This is a genomic window from Sphingobacteriaceae bacterium GW460-11-11-14-LB5, assembly GCA_002151545.1.
In the GTDB taxonomy this organism is placed as follows: Bacteria; Bacteroidota; Bacteroidia; order Sphingobacteriales; family Sphingobacteriaceae; genus Pedobacter.
Genome location: CP021237.1, coordinates 1,065,866 through 1,088,845, shown reverse-complemented (window position 1 = coordinate 1,088,845; position 22,980 = coordinate 1,065,866). Strand labels below are relative to the sequence as shown.

General features: G+C 37.0%; 23 protein-coding genes and 1 tRNA gene. 7 read left to right on the top strand and 17 right to left on the bottom strand.

Annotated features, from left to right (window positions below; translation table 11 throughout):
• Positions 1 to 260 precede the first annotated feature (260 nt).
• Together CA265_04560 and CA265_04555 are read left to right on the top strand one after the other, a co-directional pair.
• Entirely contained in the window at positions 261 to 449 is a 189-nt protein-coding gene (locus tag CA265_04560) for a hypothetical protein (protein ARS38985.1), read from the top strand.
• Between the two features lie 101 nt (positions 450 to 550).
• Positions 551 to 1,804 carry a hypothetical protein gene (locus tag CA265_04555; protein ARS38984.1) on the top strand — a complete coding sequence of 418 codons (1,254 nt, stop codon included), beginning with the start codon at positions 551 to 553 and terminating at the stop codon, positions 1,802 to 1,804.
• A gap of 207 nt (positions 1,805 to 2,011) precedes the next feature.
• Here CA265_04555 and CA265_04550 read toward each other — a convergent pair whose 3' ends face one another.
• Positions 2,012 to 2,863 carry a hypothetical protein gene (locus tag CA265_04550; protein ARS38983.1) on the bottom strand — a complete coding sequence of 284 codons (852 nt, stop codon included), beginning with the start codon at positions 2,861 to 2,863 and terminating at the stop codon, positions 2,012 to 2,014.
• A gap of 285 nt (positions 2,864 to 3,148) precedes the next feature.
• On the opposite strand from CA265_04550, the gene CA265_04545 reads away from it, so the two are divergent.
• Both CA265_04545 and CA265_04540 read left to right on the top strand, forming a co-directional pair.
• Entirely contained in the window at positions 3,149 to 3,733 is a 585-nt protein-coding gene (locus tag CA265_04545) for a hypothetical protein (GenBank protein ARS38982.1), read from the top strand.
• Between the two features lie 113 nt (positions 3,734 to 3,846).
• Positions 3,847 to 5,040: a serine hydrolase gene (locus tag CA265_04540; protein ID ARS38981.1), complete on the top strand. Its 1,194-nt coding sequence runs from the start codon at positions 3,847 to 3,849 to the stop codon at positions 5,038 to 5,040.
• 30 nt (positions 5,041 to 5,070) lie between these two features.
• On the opposite strand, the gene CA265_04535 is transcribed toward CA265_04540, so the two are convergent.
• Entirely contained in the window at positions 5,071 to 5,844 is a 774-nt protein-coding gene (locus tag CA265_04535; GenBank protein ID ARS38980.1) for a carbonic anhydrase, read from the bottom strand.
• 354 nt (positions 5,845 to 6,198) lie between these two features.
• Here CA265_04535 and CA265_04530 point away from each other — a divergent pair, with 354 nt between their 5' ends.
• Together CA265_04530 and CA265_04525 are read left to right on the top strand one after the other, a co-directional pair.
• Positions 6,199 to 7,803, top strand: a complete 1,605-nt coding sequence (locus CA265_04530; protein ID ARS42887.1) for a sensor histidine kinase — start codon at positions 6,199 to 6,201, stop codon at positions 7,801 to 7,803.
• 4 nt (positions 7,804 to 7,807) lie between these two features.
• Positions 7,808 to 8,554: a DNA-binding response regulator gene (locus CA265_04525; protein ARS42886.1), complete on the top strand. Its 747-nt coding sequence runs from the start codon at positions 7,808 to 7,810 to the stop codon at positions 8,552 to 8,554.
• 109 nt (positions 8,555 to 8,663) lie between these two features.
• Here CA265_04525 and CA265_04520 read toward each other — a convergent pair whose 3' ends face one another.
• The 10 genes from CA265_04520 to CA265_04475 all read right to left on the bottom strand — a co-directional run bounded on the left by CA265_04520 (position 8,664) and on the right by CA265_04475 (position 18,843).
• Complete coding sequence (locus CA265_04520; GenBank protein ID ARS38979.1) at positions 8,664 to 10,364, bottom strand: hypothetical protein; 1,701 nt, start codon at positions 10,362 to 10,364, stop codon at positions 8,664 to 8,666.
• A 489-nt stretch (positions 10,365 to 10,853) separates the two neighbouring features.
• Positions 10,854 to 11,174: a MazG-like protein gene (locus CA265_04515; GenBank protein ID ARS38978.1), complete on the bottom strand. Its 321-nt coding sequence runs from the start codon at positions 11,172 to 11,174 to the stop codon at positions 10,854 to 10,856.
• Between the two features lie 14 nt (positions 11,175 to 11,188).
• Positions 11,189 to 11,527, bottom strand: coding sequence for a hypothetical protein (locus tag CA265_04510; protein ID ARS38977.1), 339 nt, complete (start codon positions 11,525 to 11,527; stop codon positions 11,189 to 11,191).
• 93 nt (positions 11,528 to 11,620) lie between these two features.
• Positions 11,621 to 12,532 (bottom strand): AraC family transcriptional regulator, encoded by a 912-nt coding sequence (locus CA265_04505; GenBank protein ARS38976.1) that lies wholly within the window; start codon positions 12,530 to 12,532, stop codon positions 11,621 to 11,623.
• A gap of 74 nt (positions 12,533 to 12,606) precedes the next feature.
• Entirely contained in the window at positions 12,607 to 13,413 is an 807-nt protein-coding gene (locus tag CA265_04500; GenBank protein ARS38975.1) for a short-chain dehydrogenase/reductase, read from the bottom strand.
• A gap of 265 nt (positions 13,414 to 13,678) precedes the next feature.
• A tRNA-Leu gene (locus tag CA265_04495) sits at positions 13,679 to 13,765 on the bottom strand.
• A gap of 42 nt (positions 13,766 to 13,807) precedes the next feature.
• Positions 13,808 to 14,572 carry an MBL fold metallo-hydrolase gene (locus CA265_04490; protein ARS38974.1) on the bottom strand — a complete coding sequence of 255 codons (765 nt, stop codon included), beginning with the start codon at positions 14,570 to 14,572 and terminating at the stop codon, positions 13,808 to 13,810.
• A gap of 49 nt (positions 14,573 to 14,621) precedes the next feature.
• Positions 14,622 to 14,894, bottom strand: a complete 273-nt coding sequence (locus CA265_04485; GenBank protein ID ARS42885.1) for a hypothetical protein — start codon at positions 14,892 to 14,894, stop codon at positions 14,622 to 14,624.
• Between the two features lie 648 nt (positions 14,895 to 15,542).
• On the bottom strand, positions 15,543 to 16,193 hold the full coding sequence (locus CA265_04480) for a gliding motility protein (protein ARS42884.1): 651 nt from the start codon (positions 16,191 to 16,193) through the stop codon (positions 15,543 to 15,545).
• Positions 16,194 to 16,254: 61 nt separating this feature from the next.
• A complete protein-coding gene (locus CA265_04475) occupies positions 16,255 to 18,843 on the bottom strand; it encodes a cell division protein FtsK (GenBank protein ID ARS38973.1) in 2,589 nt (862 codons plus the stop codon).
• 794 nt (positions 18,844 to 19,637) lie between these two features.
• Between CA265_04475 and CA265_04470 the strand changes: the two genes are divergently transcribed.
• The gene (locus CA265_04470) at positions 19,638 to 20,294 is read left to right on the top strand and encodes a hypothetical protein (GenBank protein ID ARS42883.1); all 657 of its coding nucleotides are present in this window, start codon (positions 19,638 to 19,640) and stop codon (positions 20,292 to 20,294) included.
• A gap of 82 nt (positions 20,295 to 20,376) precedes the next feature.
• On the opposite strand, the gene CA265_04465 is transcribed toward CA265_04470, so the two are convergent.
• The 5 genes from CA265_04465 to CA265_04445 all read right to left on the bottom strand — a co-directional run bounded on the left by CA265_04465 (position 20,377) and on the right by CA265_04445 (position 22,883).
• Positions 20,377 to 20,595 carry a PspC family transcriptional regulator gene (locus tag CA265_04465; GenBank protein ARS38972.1) on the bottom strand — a complete coding sequence of 73 codons (219 nt, stop codon included), beginning with the start codon at positions 20,593 to 20,595 and terminating at the stop codon, positions 20,377 to 20,379.
• 131 nt (positions 20,596 to 20,726) lie between these two features.
• Positions 20,727 to 20,942: a hypothetical protein gene (locus tag CA265_04460; protein ARS38971.1), complete on the bottom strand. Its 216-nt coding sequence runs from the start codon at positions 20,940 to 20,942 to the stop codon at positions 20,727 to 20,729.
• 52 nt (positions 20,943 to 20,994) lie between these two features.
• The gene (locus tag CA265_04455) at positions 20,995 to 22,278 is read right to left on the bottom strand and encodes a hypothetical protein (GenBank protein ID ARS38970.1); all 1,284 of its coding nucleotides are present in this window, start codon (positions 22,276 to 22,278) and stop codon (positions 20,995 to 20,997) included.
• A 36-nt stretch (positions 22,279 to 22,314) separates the two neighbouring features.
• Entirely contained in the window at positions 22,315 to 22,638 is a 324-nt protein-coding gene (locus CA265_04450; GenBank protein ARS38969.1) for a hypothetical protein, read from the bottom strand.
• Positions 22,629 to 22,883: a hypothetical protein gene (locus CA265_04445; GenBank protein ARS38968.1), complete on the bottom strand. Its 255-nt coding sequence runs from the start codon at positions 22,881 to 22,883 to the stop codon at positions 22,629 to 22,631. The genes CA265_04450 and CA265_04445 overlap by 10 nt, the downstream gene beginning before the upstream one ends.
• Positions 22,884 to 22,980 lie beyond the last annotated feature (97 nt).

The window sequence follows — 22,980 nt, the reverse complement described above, 5'->3', positions numbered from 1 at the left end:
TAAAGAAAAAAGTGAGTTTATAAAAGAGAAATTGTGTTGGTTTATTTTTCTCCAAATTCAAATACTGCGCAAAACCATACCGCCACTATTTCAAACACTATCTTTCCTGTTTTATGGTTTTAGTTTTGCTATTATTGCTCCAAGTTTGATGAAAATTAAAACTTAACATTATGAAAAAAATTATTTTTCTATTCCTCAATTTTATTTTAATACTAAACACATTACATGCGCAAACGGATATTGAATTCGATCATATTTAAGTGGTTTTTACTCACCTTTTTTTAATAAGCTATCCAGGCATTTTTTTTTATGGCTTCGGCAAATATGATAAAAAAATCAAAAGTGAAACCTCAGTTATTTTATCTAAATATGATGCAAAATATGCCGATCTGATGAGATGTAACTTGTACGTAAACGTTGTCTCAAAAACATACAGTCCGATCAGGTAAATCTTGACCGGGCTTTATTATATTTACCAGGAATTACGGCAATTCAAAATCAACCTTAACCATCCCTCTATTTTAAGCAGAGGACAAAATAAATTAATGCGATGAAACTCTTTTTTTTACTTCCGATTTCTATCCTGTTAACCAGCTTTATACCTGGTTCAAAAACAGATTCAATTGTACATGAGCATAGCATTTCACCTGTAACAGCCCATAAAAAAGGTTTAACACTTAACGAGGCCAATAGTTACATAAGCGATACCGACAATCAGGAAAAAGAAAAAGATAAAACGGCCTTGAAACCCTCATGGGATAATAAAGAATTTAGTTACAATGGCAAAAAACTAAAATTCAAAACCAATACCTATGGCGAAAAACCAGCCGATGGAAGAAGCCTGTATATCTCCCTACATGGTGGTGGCGGCACAACTGCTGCAGTAAATGACGGGCAGTGGAATAACCAGGTATTTATGACAAGCGATCAGCCCAACATGTACAATATTAAGGAAGGTGTGGTTATTGTACCAAGGGCACCGACTGATAGCTGGAATATGTGGTTTCAGGATGAGGTTTACGTTTTACTGGAACAAGCCATACGGGCGGCTACCCTATTTGCCGATGTAAACCCCGATAAGGTTTATGTTATGGGCTATTCTGCAGGTGGGGATGGGATATTCAGACTGGCCACCTACATGGCCGATCATTGGGCAGCAGCAGCTATGAGTGCAGGGCACCCTGGCGAAACCACCCCGGCAAATCTTCGAAACATAGGTTTTGCCTTAAACATGGGCGGAAAGGATGATGCTTACAAAAGAAATGAACTTGCAGCAGAATGGAAGCAGAAATTAAACAAATTACAAACAGAAGATCCATCAGGATACAAACACATGGTCAATATTTTTGCCGATAAACCCCACTGGATGAAAATGGAAGATAAAATCGCGATTCCTTTTATCAGCGGCTTTAAAAGACAACCTTATGCAAACACTATTGTATGGGAGCAAAATTCATCTCATGTCCAGCGTTTTTTTTATTGGCTGGGTATCTCAGAAACTGATGCCAAAACCATTAAAACTGCAGAAAATTCGCCCAAAACCATTCAGGTTTCCTACGTGGGTAATACGATAAATATTAAAGATAATTTTGCCGGCGAACTTTACTTGTACCTAAACGATAAGATGTTAGATCTGGATAAAAAGGTGGTTGTAACCTATAAAGGCAAGCAAATTTTTAAGGGAAAGGTAAAAAGAAGCCGGAATGTAATTTCGCAAACGGCAGCCGAAAGGAAAGATAGTGCCTATATTTTCGCTGCAAAACTGACCGTAAGTAATAATGCCAAAGTACTTATTGCGGATTAAAAGGATATATATTCATTTAAAGGGCTATAATTATTCTCTCTTTTTATTGGCTTAAGTCTTTTGGGTTTAAGCCTTTGTCATTTGAAATAGCTGATTATTTATTCATAATCCCAAATTTGTTGTTTTTAAAGTCCAAAACAACAATTTCGTCAAGAAAATAAGCGTTGCCTGTAAGCCCGTCGATTTTTTCTACTTTATTAAATTCCATCAGTCTTTTGTTTTCGTTATACCATGCTTCATTTTTCTTAAGTTTCTTTCGACCCAAATAAACATCTTCTTTGATGTGGCCGCATAAAACTTTACTTTTTCGCCCCAGGAATTTGCTTCAATAGTATCTTTTGAAATGGATTCCCCTACCAGTTGAGTCCAAATATTTTTATTGGTGTTTATCGGAAACAGGCTGGCACCGGTATCAAATAACAGCCAGTAAGTGTTATTTTTTATTGTAAACGGAATATGCAACCTTCCTTTTTGGTATCTTGTTTCCACAAAAGTTGTTTTCTTTTTTAAAAAATCATCCATTTCATCTAACACACACATCCGCTGTTTTGAATAATCGATAACCAATATTTTATCCTTAAATGCATCAGCACCCAGTGTTCCTAAAATTTTTGGGCTTTTAGTGTACAAAGAATCTTTAGGAATCTCATCACCATATTTATCTTTAAGCAATATATTATTAACGCTAAAAGCACCAAATTTAAGCTGCAACCCTTTGGTATCATAACTGGTATGGCCCGCATCAGAAGTATATTTGGCACTTTTAACAATAAAAGCATCATATTCTTGTGGCGTGTAATAACTGCTTAGCGTATTGCCATAAACAGAGGTTGCATCACTTCCCAAATCGAACTGCAAAATAAAACCGGCAGGTATACGATCAATTTTTGCAGGAACCAGAATCGCAACCTTATCGAACTGTTTCCCTGATATTTTAGCAGCATGCCACATAAAAGGAAACCATTTATAACTATTTAAAGGCAGTGTTTTCTTTTGTGCATAACCATTAGCAAAAGTTAAACACACCACAATAAGGCAATTGGTTAAATGATTTTTCATATAGCTGTTTGAATTTTATTGCTGGCTTTCATACATATCATAATTCTGACACATATTTCGCTATTGAATTTAAAAAAATATTTTCATTTAATAATTAATATCATCACGGTTGCGCGATATAACCAAATTTTGGTAGTGATATGTCGTGTTGATCCTCAGCACGATACCATACCATTTATACAGATCTTTTCTATATTTGATAACAGTCTTTAAAGTGGGAAGCGCAGAATAAGAAATTTGATTTTTCGACTTTACGATTTAAAATTATAATCACTAGTATGTAGTATGGTGCCGGACAAAACAAGTAAATGTAATCTTGCAGGCCTAAGAAAAAGCAAAGGGCTTACTCAGGAAACATTATCCGAACTGTCGGGTGTTACCGTGCGTACTATTCAGCGCATAGAATCAGGTCAGGTGTTGCCCCACATGCATACATTAAAGCTTATTGCTGCAGCATTAAGTATTCATACCGATGAAATTTATCAAAATGAAGAATTGCCTTCAGAACAAGATGGCATCACGCCCAAACTATTACCCCTGATTCATATCATTCCACTATTGGGTATTTTAATTCCTTTCGCCAATCTCATTTTGCCTGTTGTATTTTGGTTAATATACAGAACAGAAAGTGACTGCTATGATATGGAAGGCAGGAAGGTCATCAATTTTCAGATTACGATTTCATTATTAGGTTGTATCAGCATTCCGTTACTCATTTTCTACATGCCTGTTGGTTATCCGCTATTGATTTTATGCTACCTTATCGGAATCATATTTTCTATACTCAACACCATAAGAGCAGTCAAAAATGTTTCCTCTTTTTACCCACTCAGCATCCGTCTTTTAAGAAACCGCTCAAATGTCGGGTAACTGACGTATAAGTGTCGTTGTAGCCATTAGCGTTTTTACAGATTTTTGGATAATAAAATGATCACCACCAACCGTTTAAGCATTATCTTAAAAATCAACGCTATGACTTTAAAATGCGCACTTGCTTATTTTCTTTTTTTATTCCAATTATTAAATTCAATCAGGTCGATGATATTAAAAGATTGGATGGAAGCACGGTATCAGTTGCAGAGATTAACACTACGGTAAAAAGGCTGATGGATGCAGCGAATGTTCAGGGGTTAAATCTGGCTATACTAAACCACAATAAAACGGTATTCGTTAAATCTTATGGTTTTAGAAACAAACCGCAGCACACCATGTTAGATACCGCGACAATTGTATATGGAGCATCTTTGAGTAAAGCTGTTTTTGGATACTTAATGATGAAATTGGTGGAGGAAAAAGCGATTGACCTGGATAAACCGCTTTATAAATACCTGAAAAAGCCAGTGCCAGATTATGAATATTTCTCTGATTTAAAAAATGATGACCGTTGGAAATTAATTACGGCAAGAATGTGCCTGAGCCACACCTCAGGCCTGCCGAATGTAAGATGGTTTAATCCCACAGAAGCAGCTCCCTTATTTGATTCGCTCGGTGTGATTAAAATTTATTTTGATCCGGGAAGCAAATATGCTTACTCTGGTGAGGGGTTTAAACTTTTACAGCTAACGGTAGAAGAAATATGCGGAAAAAATATAGACGAGTTGGCTCAGGAAAAAATATTTAAACCACTGGGTATGGCGCGTACCGGATACATATGGCACGATTCATTTGGTGATGATAATGTAGCGGTGGGGCATATGGATAATGGTGATATAGATTCGAAAAGGAAGCGTACCGAACCAGTTTCAGGAGGATCAATGGTCACAAGCATTGCTGACTATGCAAAATTTATAGAAAATGTGATGCAGCAAAAAGGTTTAAGTAAAAAAATGTATCATGAAATGTTTTCTCCACAGATCACGATCCATTCCAAAACACAGTTCCCGCCCGTTAGTACTGAAACAACAACCGAAAATGATGCCATACACTTATCTTATGGACTAGGTTGGGGTTTGTTCAATTGTAAATATGGAAAAGCATTTTTTAAAGAGGGAAATGGCGGGGCCTGGAAAAATTACAATATTAATTTTATAGACAAAGGGATTTCGGTCATTATTACGACCAATAGCGAAAATGGTGAAAAGATATATCAGGAACTTTTAGAAACCATACTCGGCGAAACCTGCATACCCTGGAAATGGCAGGGTTATGTGCCTTACAATTACAAAAAACAGGAGTAATTATTCTGAACAGGCGGCTTGAGTAAAATACTATTTACCTGACTCAAATATTTCGACCTTACCCGAATTCATGTTATAAACACCTCCTTTAATCATGATTTCGCCTTTTGATTCCATTTCTTTTAATATCGGGCTTTTACTCAGAATCTCCTGAATAGCCCATTTTACGTTCTCATCGCAAACGGCTTCTACAAAAGCAGGATTTGAAGAAACAGCGTTACCGTGAAATGAAGCTTTCGCAGCATTAACCGCCGGGTTAATTTTTTGAAGTAATGTGGTGATATTCCCAAGCTTAACACCATCTATAGCAGACTTAATTGCGCCGCAATATTCGTGTCCCAAAACAAGCACAAGTTTTGCACCTGAAACCTTACAGGCATATTCCATACTCCCCAGAACATCATCATTGATGATATTTCCAGCTACCCTAACCACAAAAAGGTTGCCTATGCCACTGTGAAATACATCTTCTACCGGCACTCTCGAATCTAGGCAGGAAAGTATAACGGCTTTGGGGTATTGTCCAAGAGATGCTTTCCTTACTCTTTCAGTAGTATTACGTATGGTTAGATTATCTTTTGTAAAATCGAGGTTGCCTTTTTTTAACCTGTTAAGCACGTCTATCGGATTAAGTTTTGCCTGCTGCTCTTTTGTTAAAATATCAGCGGTCAAAATATCTTCGGTAGCAATTACCAGTGTATCTTCGCTATTAACCGGATTGGTTTTCACCTCAGATTCACTTTGTTTGCATGCACTTAACAGCGTCGCCGTAAATAAGAAAAAGAATAAAAATAAGCGCTTCATACCTTAAAGAAATAACATTTAAACTTATGAATTATTCTTATGCTTCACAATATCTTATACATATTTTAAACTGACAGGAATGATCGAAAATATACTGACCAAGCCCCTTAAGAGCTGACCAGGACCGTGCCTGATAGTCACTCGTACACCATGATCTTCAGACTCCTGACGGCTGAGTTCCATGATATCCTTAACGATATACTTTTTCACCTTTAATCACGGTATACACTCTTTAGAAATATTCAAATACTGCGCAAAACCATATCCCTGCTATTTGAAACACTACCTTTCCTGTTTTATGGTTTTAGTTTTGCTATTATTGCGACAAGTTTGATGAAAATTAAACTTAACCATATGAAAAAGATAACCCTCATATTGCTCAGCTTCTTTATTGCGCTATCTACCGTAAATGCACAAAAAGGCATCAACTTTAACCGCACTTACCCTGGCGGGGGAAAACTACTCATTTGTGTAGATAGTTCAGTCAAAAAAGTCTACTATGACAATGTATTCCCCAATCAACCTCATACGTCTTTTAATTATTTACCTGAAGTAAACAATTTAAGTATCTCGATTAATTTTAGAAAGAATATTAATATACAGCACTATCGGTACACCATTTTGGAAGATAATAAACCAATCGTGGTAAATAAGCCGATCGACATGGCACAACTGAAAGATACCCATGCCGGAGGTGATGAAGAAGTATTCAGTTCAACAACACTTGGCATTTTCCATATAAAAGGCAAAACGATTACAACATTAATTTATAGTATCGAAAAACCTCTGGATATTGACAAATCTGTTTTTTATGGAAAGTCTATTCCCAAAGCAAAAATCAAAGGTTTTTCTAAGCTTACAAAAGATGAAAAGGGTTTTAAATACAGCTGGATAACCGACCCAAAAGAAAGAACAAATTTTACTTTTGCTAAAAATGACCTGGAATTACAAATTGTAAAAGACAAATCGGATATTGATTATCTATACTATACCTCAATAAAAGACAAAAAAACGAATAAAATCATTTTCGAATCAACTTCCTGGCAATATGGTGGCTTAATTGAAGAACATGACTTTTTACCTAACCTAAAGATCGATAAAAACATTTTCAAAAAATCGGGAGATTACGAAATTATTATTCAGCCATCAGCATTTATTCGATATAACATGCCGCCAAAAGAAATCGAAAAATATACGGCCAGATATATGCTTGCTATCACTTTAGATGAAGAAAACTATACCAAAAAAGAGCTTTATAGCTATGCGTTAATTGCAGCATTTATTATCGGTTTAAATTTTTTACTTATACTTCACGCTATCAAAAAAAGAAACAAAAAAAAGCTGGCCGAAAATGAGCAGCAAAAAAACACGGCAAAGCTTCAGCTTAACTCCATTCGTTCCCAATTAAACCCTCATTTTCTGTTTAATGCACTCTCGGGCATTCAAAATTTAATGAACAAAAACGAAATAGACAATGCCAATAAATACCTTTCTAAATTTGCCCGGTTAACGCGTAACGTACTTGATGATAAAGAACTGATTAGTTTATCGCAGGAAAAAACGCTGCTAGACGATTATCTACAAATGGAGCAATTGCGCTTTGGCTTTAAATACGAAATTTACTACTCCGATAATTTAGCTTTAGAGAACGTAGAAATACCAAGTATGCTGCTACAACCTTTTGTAGAAAATGCGGTGAAGCATGGTATATCGAAAAAGGGCACAGATGGAAAAATTATGATCACATTTACTAAACAAGCGAATGATTTAGTGCTAACTGTTGCCGACAATGGAAATGGATTTAACATAGAAAAAAAGAACAATGGCCTGGGTCTTCAATTGAGCGATAGTAGAATAAAACTCTTAAATAGTATTTATAAAGAAAATCGCTTTATTTTAGCCACACAATCAACCGCTAAGGGCACTGAAATAAGTTTAACACTGACCGATTGGCTATAGTATGATGAGGGCAATTTTAATAGACGACGAAATTTCCAACTTAGAAAACCTGCAGGCATTGCTAGAAAAGCATTGTCCGCAGGTAAGCATAATGGCTACAGCGCAAAATGTAAGTGATGCCGTTACTGCTATTGAAAAACATCTGCCTCATTTAGTGTTCCTGGATATTCAAATGGGCGAGCAAATCGGTTTTGAGGTATTAAAACTACTACCAGCACGTGATTTCGAAGTTATTTTTGTAACTGCTTACGATCAATATGGCATACAGGCTGTAAAATTTGCCGCCTTAGATTATCTTTTAAAACCCATTGATATTGAAGAATTGATAAATGCGGTAAGTAAAGCTGAAGCTAAATTGACCAAGCCAATACCAAATCTACAACTCGATTTTTTACTACAACAACTCAAAAAGCCAGAAACGAATGTGAGCAAAATTGCCCTACAGATGCAAGGCGAAATCAGGTATGTTACTTTATCAGAAATTATACGTTGTGAGGCAGACAATACTTATACCCACTTTTTCCTTTCGGGTGATGAAAAAATATTAGTTTCTAAATCACTAAAAGAATATGCAGATTTATTGCGTCCTAACGGATTTTTAAGAACGCACCAAAGCCATTTAGTAAATCCAAAGTATGTAAAAAGCTGGTTAAAAGAAGATGGTGGTATTTTACTCTTAACATCAGGAGAAAAAATACCCATTTCTAAGCCCAACAAGGACACCGTAAAACAAGCCTTGCAACGACTCTAAACAAAATCTCTCTTATTCAATTAATGTTGAAACGCTTTATCATGATTAAAAAATCAGAAAAGCCTCTCCCATATTAGTGGGAAAGGCTTTGTATTTTACTGATATCAGTTTATTGCGTCACCAAATAGGCCGATACATAATATTTACTATCTGTTTTTTCAAATTCGGCCTCGGGGATTGATATTTTCAAAGTATGTTTTCCTTTTGCCAATGGACCCAGGTTGATAATACGTGTGGGTACAGGGCCGCCTGGGCACCACGAGCGACGTTCTTTGCTAATGTCGCCGAAATAAATACCATTAGGCTGCGTATTATACATCTCAAATGGTGCACAATTTTGGCTCATCTCTATGCGGGTATATTCTTTACCGTCCAGATCTACAACATGTTCTCTCCAGTTGTATTCTTCTCCCCCTTCGGCAGCTCCATGTCCTGATGAAATAACATAAAGAACTGTTGCTTTATTGTTGTCAGGCAATTCGAAGCTTACTTGTTTACTGTTTTTTCCCGCGGCTTTATCCTTGCCGTCTAAACTGTAATAACTCAACAATGAAATTCCTTTTTGTGCAGGCAAATCCTTCACTTTATCGCTGATTAAATCTACCGACACATTAAAAGTTAGTAATGAACCATCGCAACCAATTACTTCCCTTTGTCCGGCACCAGTTGTACCAAATACCTCGGTTAATAAATAAACATCCTTTCCGGCTTGTTTTATCGTACTAACCATTTGGTCTATTTGTGCTTCGTAAGGAATATGGTCGGGTTGGCGGGTACGGTACATAAACGGTGTCATGATCCTTAAAAGTTCAAATTGCTCACCTTTTTCTGCATTAAATTGTTCACCTTTTGGCATAAGAACCAGGGTGACATGGCCAATTCTATCATAGTTATCGCAGCCTGATTTTATGCTCACCTTTATTTTTAATGTTTTACCAATCTTATCGATTTCGGCTGAACTAAGCTGACGCAAATACTCCGCATTATTGATGCGTGTTACTCCTTTAGGAACCGGATGGCCTACCTTTTGTGCATAACCATCATAAAAATCAACATTTGTTAACACATTGATGGTTGCCAGCTTCTCTGTTAACTTAGCTAAGGCTGTGGTGATCTCTCTACCTAATGCGGCGCTTTTTTGTTTGGCCGGTAGCCGATCGAAAAATTGTTGTGCTTTATTGATGTTGAAAGCAGAACCATCAGTGCTTACATACATTAACAAAGCTTCGGCAGCATAAGGTTTGGTGATATTTATTGATAAAAATTCTGACAATTGCGCAAGTTTCAGGTTTTTCACACTATCGATCTCCTCATCAACATTTTTTCTACCAATGGTATCTTCGGCTTTTACCCGTCTTTTTTTCCAACCCAGTAAACGCAATGAAGTATCTAACTTTAAGTATGGCTTTTTAAAGATCATGTAATCATTATTTACGGCAGACCCACTAATTATGGATTTACGCAAATAACCTTTTGCACTAACATTTACCAATCCTTTGGAAAGATACAGGCTCAACGAATTAGGATCAGCGGCTGCATTTGGTGAAGTATTTGGCTTAGTAAATTGTAAAGAAGCTTTAATATCGATATCAGCCAGACCTTTAAAACTGAATTTATTGCCTTTAATTATTGCACTGTCTAAGACCTCTTTGCCATTTCTTTGGAAGGTAAAATAAATCGCCCGATTGGCAGAATCGTAATCAGGTAAATTAACCGTTCCCTGTAATTGGAAAGGGACATCAGTGTTTTTTTGTGCCATTAAACCTGTTGACGAAATGGCGATTAATAAGAGCAATAGATATTTTTTCATCTGTTAAAATTGTTTTCTTTTGCGATGAAGCTGTCGTGATTTAAAGTGGTTTATTCTTTTCTAAAATAGGTCAATGTAACCCAGCTTTTTAGCTTCGGTAAATATCATAAAAAATTAAAAGTGAATTTTCCGTTATTTTATCAAAATATGATGCAAAATATGCCAATGCTGACTTAAAAGGTGCGGAAACAAAAAATCCTTAACAATCATTATGTTAAGGATTTAAATTTTAAGTCGTACCGATCAGCAGGAATACTTTGAACATTTAAATCGCTTTTTATTGCTTATAGATCTATAATTGAGGACTTGGAATAAAAAAATTCATTTGAGCAGACATCGAAATACAAAATAATTTTCGATTACCACACCTTGACCAGATTATAATAGAACGAAAAATTTGGCAAATGTCATTAATAGTATATCACATCCATTCATTTGCCGATGATTCCAAACCAACTAAAACCACACTATAGTGGTTCTCCTGGGCTTCTACTTTAAAGCAACATCCATTTTGTTCAAAAATTTATCAACCGCATCTCTTATATCAATCCCAGACCTTTCAGCTAAAACAATCAACCACCAAATATTTTCGCCTAGTTTATGTTGCAATTCAGCCTCCGAACCGGCTTTCGGCCAGCGTTGCTGTTCCGACATAATGTTGCGCCCCACTAACCCAGCATCAGTCAAATAAGCCAACGCATCTTCTTCCACAGTCCACTCGCTTCCATGATGCAGCACCTCCAGTTCATGATACTTTTTTCTTATTTCCAGAGACCTACGAATAATCTCGTCAAAATTTTCTTTACTCATTGCTATAAATTTATTTAGTGAATTAAGTTCGCATTGACAGAAGAGATCTTGTCATTTTTAAATTTAAATTCAAACGTCCCTCCAATTTTACCTTCTGGAAAATCACCAGAAAATTGCACTACCAAATGTGCATTTTGCTGATCTATTATTGTCAGTTCTACTTGGTCTGTATGTGTGTTGTACCCTATAAAATAGTCGTCAAAATATTTCCGAATCTCTTTATGCCCTTGAAATTTTCTACCTACCGATGGATCGTCTAGAATAGCATCAAATAAATAAAAACTTAGATATTTCTCCGCATCGAACATGTTACTGGCTGTAATCCATTCCGTGATAAAAGTTTGTATGTCCATTTTTTCTTTTTGTTATATACGTGGGTTTGGTTTAAATGCGGAATGTACTTTACGTAAAGCTGGCTTAATGTTCACCTAGAACTGAATCACAATTTAGTTCAATAAACTCTTTTTGTATTCTGAAGGGGAAAAAGAAGTCTTGCTTTTAAATAACTTATTGAATGACTGAGGGTGTTCAAAGCCTAAATGATAAGCAATCTCAGCTATGCTAAATTCATCTTTTGCAAGATATTCCTTGGCTTTTTCAATCACCTTTTCATGGATAAACTGTTGGGTATTTAATCCGACCAGATTTCGCAGCAGATCACTCAAATATCTTGGTGTTACATTTAGATTTTCGGCTACCGCATTTACGGCAGGAAGTCCTTTAATCAAAGAACCCTCTCCTTTGAAATAGTCTTCCAATTGCTGTTCTAATCTGGCAAGCAAGTCATGGGTTACAGCCTTCCTGGTCAGGAACTGCCGGTCATAAAAGCGGTTGGCGTAATTGAGCAAAAGTTCAATTTGTGAAATGATTACATCCTGACTGAATTTATCAATGCGTTCGCTCAGCTCCTCCTGAATAAATCTGTAAATACTCAGAATGGTTGCTTTTTCCTTCTCGGAAAGATAAAGAGCCTCGGCTGCTGAGTATCCGAAAAAACCATATTGTTTGATCTGCGTATTTAACGAATAATGTCGAATGAAATCGGGATGGATGTGAAGTGTCATCCCACTATAATCTGCTTCTTCGTCCTGCATTTTCAATAGCTGTCCGGGGGCTATGAATGACATTCCACCTGATTCAAAATCATAATATCCCAGACCATATTTCAGCGCTCCGGAAAAGCTTGTCTTAAATGATATCTTGTAAAAGTCTAATATAATACCCTGTTCAAAATCCCTTGGATCAAACTTTGCATCTCCATAATTCATTACACTGATGAGCGGATGCGATGGAGCAGCTTGACCCATTGCCTTATGCAATTGTGATAACGAACTGAATATGACGGGCTGTTTTTTCATAGTACAAATTTAAGTAATCCATAAAGAAAGTCATTTCTGCCAGATTGGTATAAAATCCGGCAGAGACAACGAAACTAAAATATAAATTGCGAACGTATTTTTTCGAATTGCCCTTCGGGCGTCAATTCCAAACGTTCCTTGTACAGACCGATAGCATCATTGCCTGCTATATACCTGAGCTGTTTTTTGTCATCAGTGGCTGCTTCATAAATAATCTGGGCTACGTCGTCTGCTTTTGAATAATTGGCAATCTGCTCCTCGCTATAGCCTTCACTAACTTTTGCTACTAGTTGAGTGTATGCTTCGTGCATTCCACCCTGTAAAGACCTTCCTGCAAAATCAGTCTGCATTCCTCCTGGCGCCACCACTTTAACTTTGATCCCAAATTGTGCCAATTCGTAAGCCAGCCCCTCTGAAAAACCATCTACAGCGAATTTGGTCGCATTATAAATCGAACAGGTAGGATAGCCCAATAATCCAAATGTACTGGTAACATTGATAAAGCTTCCACTTCTGCTTTCTCTAAAGTAAGGAAGAAATGCTCTGGTTACATTGATCACACCAAACAGATTGGTCTGCACCTGCGATAGAATTTGCTCGTCTTTCAAAGCTTCCAACGGACCTATCAGACCGTAACCGGCATTGTTTAGCACAACATCAACAGCATAGGATTGTAAAATAGTCGAAACTGTTTTTTGAATTGCTGCAGCGTCAGTAACATCCAATTTCACCAAGGTTACGTTTGGAAGCTCTTTAAGTTTACTTTCCTTTTCAGGATTTCGCATGGTTGCGATCACGCTCCAGCCTTTTGCATGAAATAATTCAGCTGTTGCTTTACCTAGCCCTGATGAGGCCCCAGTGATAAAAATTGTCTTTTGCATAATTCGTTTTTAGATTGAACTATGCAAAAGTGGACATTCCGTAAAGTATGGAATTAATCGAAAACGACATATAGTAAGCCAGAATGACGTTTTGGGCTTGAATTCGCAACAAGTGATCTAAGCCATTCTTCCCATACCAGACTGACCATGGGCAGAATACTTTGAAAATAGCAGAGATTACCTAGAAAGGCGATTTTGAAGATAAAAAAACCGTACTTAGAAATGTTCTAAGTACGGTTTATACCATTAAGAGGAATACTTTGAATTGTACCCAAGAGGAGATTCGAACTCCCACACCCATACAGGCGCCAGCCCCTCAAGCTGGTGCGTCTACCAATTTCGCCACCTGGGTTTGTGCTGCAAATATAATTTAATTTTGGATTTTAAAAAGCGTTTAAATTTCTATTTTCAAACCATCATAAGCCAATCGGATTTGCGCAGGTAAATTCTTTTCCACATCGGCATGTTTACCCAGGTTATGACTGATGTGTGTTAAATAAGTACGTTCTGCACCTACCCTTTCGGCAAAAGCAATGGCCTCGTTTAAGGTAAAATGAGAAATGTGCGACTCTTTCTGTAAAGCATTCAACACCAAAATCTTGGTTCCCTTTATTTTTTCAAAACTTTGCTCCGATATGGTTTTGGCATCGGTAATGTATGTAAAATCGCCAATCCGGTAGCCAGTAATGGGTAATAAATGATGCATCACTTCAAAAGGAACTATCGTGCTTTCGCCGATTTTAAAATCTTCGCCATTGGTTACCGTATGAAGATTAATCTGTGGCAAACCATGGTATTTGGTTTCGGCAAAAATGTAATAAAACTCCCTTTTCAAAGCTGCCTGCACCCGATCAGTGGCATAAACATCAATTACCTTGTGGAGCAGGTAATTAAATGGCCTAATATCATCCAGACCGGCAATATGATCTTTATGTTCGTGTGTAAACAGAACAGCATCCAGGTCTTTTACCTTTTCGCGCAAGAGCTGGTAACGGAAATCTGGTCCGCTATCTACCACGATGGTTTTATCAGTTGTTTCGAGTAAAATCGATGTCCTTAACCGGTTATCTCTTTGATCGGCAGATAAACAAACTTCGCAACTACATGCAATTACAGGAACGCCTTGTGATGTACCAGTGCCTAAAAAAGTAACTTTCATCTGCTTAAACTTTCCTTTCTGTTGATGTAATTGTAGTTTTTTATCTCCATTAAAATAATTCGGTTTGCTGTAAAGATTGATAAAATTGCCGTTGTTTTTCGTCTAACTGGTTTTCATCGGCGTTGGTTTGTTTAACCAGGGCAACCAATGCAGCAATTTTTCCTTCCAGATTCGAAAATTTATTTACTACAATAACCTTATTGTGCTCGAGCAGGCAGGAACCTGTTTTAAAGTTCCCTTTCTCGTAACGAACCTTATAACCCATGGCAAAAAGCAGGGCTTCTAATTTCTCTAAAGTATGGTTTGTTAGTGGCAATGACATTGGAAACAAACTTAGATAAATCTGCGCAGCATTCATAAATACCCGATGAAAAATTTATCAACCATCATGTTCATTTCTAATAATCGGCGTCATCTCGACCGTAGTGGAGAGATCTTTTAATCTAGTTCAAAGATCTCTCCACTGCGCATTGCTCCGGTCGAGATGACGATTCATTGTAAACCTGTCATCCAGCTCCTCTGTTTTGGCTAAATATTAACTTCTATCAGTGTCGGGAATCGTGTTCGCTTCTGCCAGTTTTATTAAAATGCGCTGACCTCACTATTATTCTATTTTTTAAATGTTGACTAGAAACCATTGTTTCTTAAAAGGACCAAGCCGCTTAAACCCGACAGCAGCGGTAGAGAGCGGCAAAAATTAATACTTGTGCTAAGCGGTGGTTCTTTTTAGGCCAGAATGTTTTTAATAGCAAAAAAGATGCTGAAACAAGTTCAGCATGACGACCGCCTAAGGACTATTACACAATAAAACTTAGGTGATTAAGGCATTTTACCCATCCAAGCTTTTTCAACACCTAAGTTACCTTAGCACATATTCATGATAAATAGCTAAGATTGTTATCAAACAAAAAAGGTTCAGCTGTTTCCAACTGAACCTCCAGGTTTCATCCCGCCCAGGCGGAAATCACAATTATCTTAAATCTACTACCTCAACACCAGGATATTTCTTGGCATCGAAAGCAAAAGTAGTTTCAGGTACGTTTACATTTGGTGAAAAAGTTTTTACGTTGTACGTGTATTTGTTACCGTTTTTATCGAATAACACCACATTGGCAATTTGTTTAGCGGCTTTATCGATACTTAAACGAACTTTAAAAATCGATTTTTTAGCATCAACCGGTGTTAAATCAATCATTTGATAAGTTTTAGCACCTGATTTTTCTTCGCCAGTGTACACATATTTAAATCCTTTTTCGTAAACCGTAAAAATTTTAGCCGGATTAATGGCATCACCACTATTATCTACATTGCTTACTTGCACCTCTTTGTCTTTTTTCAAATAAGTCCATTGGCTTTTACCATCACTAAATAACTCCTGGTTAGTCATGGCTACTTTATACTTATTCGAATTGGCTTTAACATACAAAGTACCTTGCTGGGTTTCTTTTACTTTAGCTTTTGGATTATCCAAAGTGAAGGTAAAATCTGTTTTTACAATATTATACGATTTGTATTTTTTACTCACCTCTGCTAAAATGGCTTTAGCTTTCGCATCAGTTTGAGCATAAGTTGAAGTTGTAAAAGCAACTACAACCATTAATGCTGAAATTAATTTCTTCATCTTTTCTTTTTTAAATTTTTCCTTTGAAACGTTAGAGTAGATTTTTTGGTATTGGTTTAATCTAGTCTTTGTCATTCATACTGTTCAAGAACTGTTCCAAAGAATACTCATCAGGGTATAAAACTTCGCGGGCCTTACTTCCTTCAAACGGACCAACAATACCGGCGGCCTCTAACTGATCGATAATCCGGCCTGCCCTGTTATAACCCAGTTTTAGTTTACGCTGTATTAATGAGGTAGAACCCTGCTGATGCATCACGATCAGCCTGGCCGCATCTTCAAAGAACTTATCACGTTCATTAGGATCAAAATCGGCCTTACTGCCTTCGCCTGCTTCATCTATATATTCTGGCAGCTGATAAGCATCGGCATATCCACGTTGGTTCCCAATATATTCAGAAATGCGGTCTACCTCAGGTGTATCAACGAAAGCACACTGTAGCCTGATTAAGTCGCTTCCTGTAGATAAAAGCATATCACCACGGCCAATTAACTGATCGGCACCACCACTATCCAAAATGGTCCTCGAATCGATTTTCGATAACACCCTAAAAGCCAATCGCGCCGGGAAGTTGGCTTTAATGGTACCGGTAATAATATTTACCGATGGGCGCTGCGTAGCCAGAACCAAGTGAATACCAATTGCCCTGGCTAACTGCGCCAAACGTGCTATTGGTGCTTCAACTTCTTTACCTGCCGTCATCATTAAATCGGCAAACTCATCTACCACTAATACAATGAAAGGTAAAAAGCGGTGACCGTTATTTGGATTAAGCTTGCGTTTAACAAACTTATCGTTGTATTCTTTTAAATTCCTCACCTGTGCATCTTTCAGCAAATCGTAGCGCTGATCCATTTCGATACAAAGTGAGTTTAGCGTATTTACTACTTTTTTAGTATCGGTAATAATGGCATCGGCTTCACCAGGTAGTTTAGCTAAAAAGTGTCTTTCTATACGGTTAAATAAAGTTAACTCTACTTTTTTCGGATCGACCAGTACAAATTTCAATTGTGCAGGGTGTTTTTTAAACAACAGCGAAACCAGGATGGCATTAATTCCTACCGATTTACCCTGACCAGTTGCCCCTGCCACCAGTAAGTGAGGCATTTTAGCTAAATCGGCAATAAACACCTCATTGCTAATGGTTTTACCTAATGCAATAGGCAAATCCATCGTGGTTTGGCTCCATTTCTCTGTATTTAGAATACTGCGCATGGGCACCATTTCCGGGTGTTGGTTGGGCACCTCGATACCAATGGTACCTTTACCAGGCATTGGCGCGATAATACGGATACCTAAGGCGGCTAAAGAAAGTGCAATATCATCCTCCAGGTTCTTGATTTTCGAAATCCTTACCCCAGGGGCCGGGATAATTTCGTAAAGGGTAACCGTTGGACCAATGGTTGCCTTAATCTTATCAATTTCAATATTGTAATGATTAAGGGTTTCTACAATTTTATTTTTATTGGCTTCCAGTTCTTCGGCATTTACCGAAATTTTATTGGTACCATAATTCTCTAACAAATCAATTGTTGGATACTTATAACCAGACAGGTCTAACTTTTCATCATAATTGCCAAACTGCTCAACCAGATCATCCGATTTTTTATCTTCTTCAGTTTTTTCGATCGTAAAAGCAGGTTCCTTTTCGGCTTCGATTGGTGGCTCAACCGTTAAAGGAAGTGTTGCTGCCGCAGTAGCAAGAGGCAAATTAGTAGCAAGAGGCGATAACACCACAGGAGCTACTGTTTCTTCCTCTTCCTTTTCTTCGAAACGGCTCGGCTGCAATACCACATTTTGCGGTTTACGTTCGTTACTTACCGGCTTATCGCGTACCGGAAATTCAATAGGTTCTGATGGCTCGTCGAAAGTCTGGTTTTTTACGGCTTGCGCCCTAATGTCGTTTACATAATCCGGGGTCTCGTTATCCAGGTAAACTTCTTTCTCTTTACGCTCCGGAAATTTAAAATCGATGTTATAGGCGATGATTAAAATCGTTAATCCGGCAAAAGCGATTAATCCGGCCACACCGGCCGCACCAATTTGGGCAGCTAATAATTTATTACTCCAATAACCAAACTCACCCTCTAAATAATGTGGCGATTCTGACCAAAAACTATGTGCAAAGCCTAAGGTTAGTGAAATAAACAATAAAAAGAAAAAGCTATAACCTAATGTTTTAGAGATGGAAAGGATTTTAACTTTAAATAATAAACGGTAACCGATAATAAAAAAGGCCAAAACGAACAAGAAAGATGCAATACCGAACCATTCGTAAATAAACTGGTGCGATAATAATGCACCAAACTTACCTAACCAGTTTTGCACAACCGGGATAGAAACGCCTGCTTCTTTTAGTTCTTCTGTTGTTTTAAAAAGATTACTCCAGCCGCCATTTGCGTCGATTACATAACTCTGATCGTCTTGCCAGGTAAATAAATACGAAGTAAAAGCAATTAAAAAGTATAATGACAATATCACAAAAAACAGACCTACAATTTTAACTGCACGGCCATCTGCCAAATCGAAGCTTGGCAAAAAATCTCTTTTTTCTTTCGGCTGCCGACCTGATGATGATCTGCCGGGTGCACTTTCTGCACCTTTATCTCTGAATGTATTGGTTTTAAACTGGTTACCCCTTACCGACATTTTCTATCCTAAATAATTTAATATTGAACAAACTTAGATAAAACTGCGCAGCATTAACGAAAGCCTGACAAAAAAAATAATCACAAATTGTAACCATTGCTGTTATATGCTTTCTACCACGCCTCCTCTTTTTAAAACAACGCATCAAACCCGAGGAAATATATAGTTATACCTTTTATTTTTATAATGTGCCTTAAATTAAATAAAAATATTCATCGGGCATTAAACCTTAAACAGAAATTATTGTCTATTATTTCAACAACACACAAGTTGTTACGTTTTGTCAAATGAAACGGATTTTGTTTTAGGTTTTATCCCGTTTTGCCTGGAGAGGTTAAACGGGATTTTTTTTTCGTAAGATTAATTGCTTAGGCCTATGGGTTTTGCGTTAGGGATTGTAAGGGTTCAGTACCGATCCTTCATCGGTACCGGAGCGAAGCGCAGCCCTGAAAAGCCCGACCCTTTCCCGTATTTCACGGGATTGGGTAACGCCCATATTTTTTAATGGTTAACCAATGCTTAAATGAACTCAGGTGACTTAGGTGGTCCGTATTATTTTGAAAAGCAGGGTTCTGTGCACATCGGTTATAACAGTCCTGCTATCACTTCTCCCGACTTTTTTACGTCGGGATCGCTTTATCAGGTTTATTTAACCTGATTCAGTAGAGCTTAGTTTTAAAAACCTACCAGGTCTTGTGACTTTTGCTAATTTGCTTTACACTATATATATTTAGGCATTAAAGTTTACAATTCCTTAATTTTAGTTAATTTAAAGCGATTTTTGAAACAATATGATGGGTATAGCGCAACTCGAAGAACAAATTGAGGCCGGAAATTTACAAGCAGTAAAAGAAATTTTGGTTGAAAATCCAAAATTGGCAAATATTGATACCTCACATCACATTTCGCCATTATTATTGGCTTGTTACTATAAAAAACAGGAAATAGCCGACTTAATTGCTGAGTTTGTAGATCATTTAACCTTATTTGAGGCCTGTGCAGTTGGTAAATTTGATGCCGCTACCTTATTGATTTTTCAAAACCCGGAAAGTATAAACGAATTTTCTGAAGATGGTTTTACACCGCTAGGTTTAGCCTGCTATTTCGGACATGAGGAATTAGCTAGATTTCTGGTTTTAAAAGGTGCTGATGTTAATCTGGCTTCAAAAAATGGCTTCAATGTATTTCCAATCCATTCGGCAGTTGCCGCTAATAATTTCAATATCACTAAAATGCTGCTAGATGCCGGCGCATACCCGAATGTTTGTCAGAAAGCAGGCTTAGCCCCTTTGCATACTGCCGCACAATTGGGAAATATAGAACTGATTATTTTATTATTAGAACACGGAGCAGAAGTTTCTTTACGCATGGAAGGTGGTAAACTGCCTGCAGATTTAGCCGCAGAAAAAGGTTTTAATGAAATTGCAGAAATTTTAAGAGACGATGATTAGACAGTTTTCAGTTGGAAGTTTGTAGTTCTCAGTTTTAATCAACTGTAAATTGAATATTGTTAACTGTAAACTGGATACTGAATCATTCCCATATTCTCAGACGCATTCTTTTCATGTATGTCCTGATATCGAGCACCACGGCGGCCAAAAAATAGAATAATATTGGAAAACCCACCGCCAAAAACGACGAATAAATAAAAAACAAACGAACTTTAGCGGTACTCATATTCAGTTTACTGGCCAAATAAGTAGAAACCCCAAAACTCTGCTGTTCAAAATAAGTTATAATTCTCTGGAACATTTTAAGCCTATTTTAAAATCTTAACGCACAACACTAGATAAAAATTATCCAAAACCGAAACCATCATTTTGCTTTCAAACTCTAATTTAGCAAATTTAATTGGTTAAATTTCAATAGCCCAAGCAAACTCGTTATTCCAAAACCAATTTTTCGAAATCCTGTTTATCCTCGTGTTTAATAAAAAGCGTTTGTTGTTCTTCCAGTCCTGAAAATTTTTTGATCAGTTCTGCCTTAAATTTATGGATATCGACATCTTTATTCAAAATAACAGTTAAGGCATCGGCATTCCCCCTAACTTCAATAATCTGATTGGGGTATAGTTCTTTTAGCTCGTGTGGAAATTCCATAATGTAAAAACGGATTATAAGGTAGAAAGTTTTATCGGAAATGAGAATCTGTTTAGGCTTGTTTTAAAATTTTAATTCCAATACCACAAGATAGGCATTTTTTCTCATCACAATACTGCTTTTTTAGCTGCAAAATTCCCTGCGACGCAAATGCATGATCCATCTTCACTCCTGCCCCGGTAAATTTATCGGTAATGGCATTTTGTTCAGGCGGCAAACTTTCTAACAGTTTAATCGCCCTGCTGATATAATATGGTGTAGCGGTATGTTTTCCATAAGCGAATAAAAACAAGGCTACTGTATTTAACAGGATATTATCTACAGATGTTTTGCCCATCTGGATATTTACCGAGGAAGCTACTTTTTTAAAATGATAATGTGTTTTCCAGTAATCGTTTACCGGCAGATTTTCAAATAAGGTACGCAACTCAGCCACATTCTTTATTTCCATAATTTTGGAAAAAAGATGGTTGGCCTTTACAATTAATGCTGCAAATTGCGCCAGGCGAATTGTTGGAAAGTTTTGAGGACGCATCCGCATAAACTTCCAAAGGGACACGTCGACTGGTTTAAGGTTATATTTCTTTTGAAGAAACTGAAATTCGGTTTTTAGCCGTTTCGGATATTCTTCTTCAAAATGATCATTTAAAAATCCTGCTGCACCAAAAACCAATGCTTCTATCTGATGTGGATTATTTTTATGCTTGCCATAAATCTTCTGCGAAACGGCTTTGGAAAATAACTCGAATGGCAAAGCATTTATTTTGAATCCAAAATTACGCGCCATGAAACGGTAAAAAGTCTCATCCCAATTTCCGTTTAATTCGTTTAAAGTTTCCGTAACCGCATTTGTTTTCTGCTCAAAACGTTCAACTAAAGTTCTCGATAAAAAGGATTCGACAATTAATTCATCTACCTTACCTATTTGAGCAATGCAAGGAAAATCAGTCAGTGTAAGAAACAGGTTTTCATACTTTCTAATGAGATCTGTAGAGATGCGGTTTTTCAATTCCAAAACCGGTAAAATGGAACCATCCATCCTGTTTATTTCGGCATCATGTTCGTAAACTACATGCAGGATTACATTTTCATATGCGGGGTTCAACTGATGGTTGTGTTTTAGCCAATCTGATGATTTAAGGTGGATTTCTACATTGCCTGCCCAGATGGTATCGCCAATTTCGATTTTTGCATGAAAAAAGTCGGGACCGGCATTTTTATTCAGTAAGCCGGGGTTTATGATTTTCAGATTTTCGCCACGAGTGGTTTGCAGACCGTTAAAATCAAACGACCTGAATTGCCAAACATAATGAAGAAAATCTTCTGGAAAATTCATTCTTGAAGATAATGAATTTATTTAGCTATAACTAACTTATAAGTTTAAATTTTGAGCTTCTTTGGAGTAGTTGTTAAAAACATAGGTAACCAAATAACGATCCTCACTTTTTTCGAATACAAAGTACCAGGTTGTTTTCTGACTGATATTAAAATGGATAAGCCAACTGCCATGACGAGAAATAGCCTTAGGAGCAATGTAATATTGCTTCTTCACGATTTTGCTTTCAGCAATATCAATCAATCTGATAATGTAATCTATAGCACTTTCGCGGATACTGAAATAGTTTTCGTAAAAAAGCACATCAACCAGTTCGTTAAGATAAAGCAGAACCGAGGGGTTGAAGCGTACTATTTCCAAGGCAAAGTATTAATATGCTGAATGACTGCTGCTTTAAATTCAGAAGCCGATAAACTTTCCTCCCACTTTGCATCAAAAGAAGTATGCGTTGCGGGCGTCTTTACATAAGCTACCTGCTCTTCATTAACCACCGGAAGCTGGCCTTGATTTAAAACTTGCATCAGTTCTTTTTTTTCGGCAGCTGAGAGGTTTTTTACATGCTCAAGCAACAACTTAAAGTCCATATTATCAAAAGGATTAGTCATAGGCTAGGTCTAAACAATTAAATATAAGGATTTTTATGCAAAGAAAAATCAATCAACCCTATCAAGATTAGCTACATCATGCATTTCGATAGTTAAA

Coding starts and splice junctions, on each gene's coding strand:
- CA265_04485 (ARS42885.1), bottom strand. CDS start 14,894: ATGTCATTGCCACTAACAAACCATACTTTAGAGAAATTAGAAGCCCTG.
- CA265_04550 (ARS38983.1), bottom strand. CDS start 2,863: ATGAAAAATCATTTAACCAATTGCCTTATTGTGGTGTGTTTAACTTTT.
- CA265_04525 (ARS42886.1), top strand. CDS start 7,808: ATGAGGGCAATTTTAATAGACGACGAAATTTCCAACTTAGAAAACCTG.
- CA265_04455 (ARS38970.1), bottom strand. CDS start 22,278: ATGAATTTTCCAGAAGATTTTCTTCATTATGTTTGGCAATTCAGGTCG.
- CA265_04520 (ARS38979.1), bottom strand. CDS start 10,364: ATGAAAAAATATCTATTGCTCTTATTAATCGCCATTTCGTCAACAGGT.
- CA265_04510 (ARS38977.1), bottom strand. CDS start 11,527: ATGGACATACAAACTTTTATCACGGAATGGATTACAGCCAGTAACATG.
- CA265_04545 (ARS38982.1), top strand. CDS start 3,149: ATGGTGCCGGACAAAACAAGTAAATGTAATCTTGCAGGCCTAAGAAAA.
- CA265_04480 (ARS42884.1), bottom strand. CDS start 16,193: ATGAAGAAATTAATTTCAGCATTAATGGTTGTAGTTGCTTTTACAACT.
- CA265_04445 (ARS38968.1), bottom strand. CDS start 22,883: ATGACTAATCCTTTTGATAATATGGACTTTAAGTTGTTGCTTGAGCAT.
- CA265_04475 (ARS38973.1), bottom strand. CDS start 18,843: ATGTCGGTAAGGGGTAACCAGTTTAAAACCAATACATTCAGAGATAAA.
- CA265_04470 (ARS42883.1), top strand. CDS start 19,638: ATGGGTATAGCGCAACTCGAAGAACAAATTGAGGCCGGAAATTTACAA.
- CA265_04535 (ARS38980.1), bottom strand. CDS start 5,844: ATGAAGCGCTTATTTTTATTCTTTTTCTTATTTACGGCGACGCTGTTA.
- CA265_04500 (ARS38975.1), bottom strand. CDS start 13,413: ATGCAAAAGACAATTTTTATCACTGGGGCCTCATCAGGGCTAGGTAAA.
- CA265_04515 (ARS38978.1), bottom strand. CDS start 11,174: ATGAGTAAAGAAAATTTTGACGAGATTATTCGTAGGTCTCTGGAAATA.
- CA265_04465 (ARS38972.1), bottom strand. CDS start 20,595: ATGTTCCAGAGAATTATAACTTATTTTGAACAGCAGAGTTTTGGGGTT.
- CA265_04530 (ARS42887.1), top strand. CDS start 6,199: ATGAAAAAGATAACCCTCATATTGCTCAGCTTCTTTATTGCGCTATCT.
- CA265_04505 (ARS38976.1), bottom strand. CDS start 12,532: ATGAAAAAACAGCCCGTCATATTCAGTTCGTTATCACAATTGCATAAG.
- CA265_04540 (ARS38981.1), top strand. CDS start 3,847: ATGCGCACTTGCTTATTTTCTTTTTTTATTCCAATTATTAAATTCAAT.
- CA265_04460 (ARS38971.1), bottom strand. CDS start 20,942: ATGGAATTTCCACACGAGCTAAAAGAACTATACCCCAATCAGATTATT.
- CA265_04490 (ARS38974.1), bottom strand. CDS start 14,572: ATGAAAGTTACTTTTTTAGGCACTGGTACATCACAAGGCGTTCCTGTA.
- CA265_04555 (ARS38984.1), top strand. CDS start 551: ATGAAACTCTTTTTTTTACTTCCGATTTCTATCCTGTTAACCAGCTTT.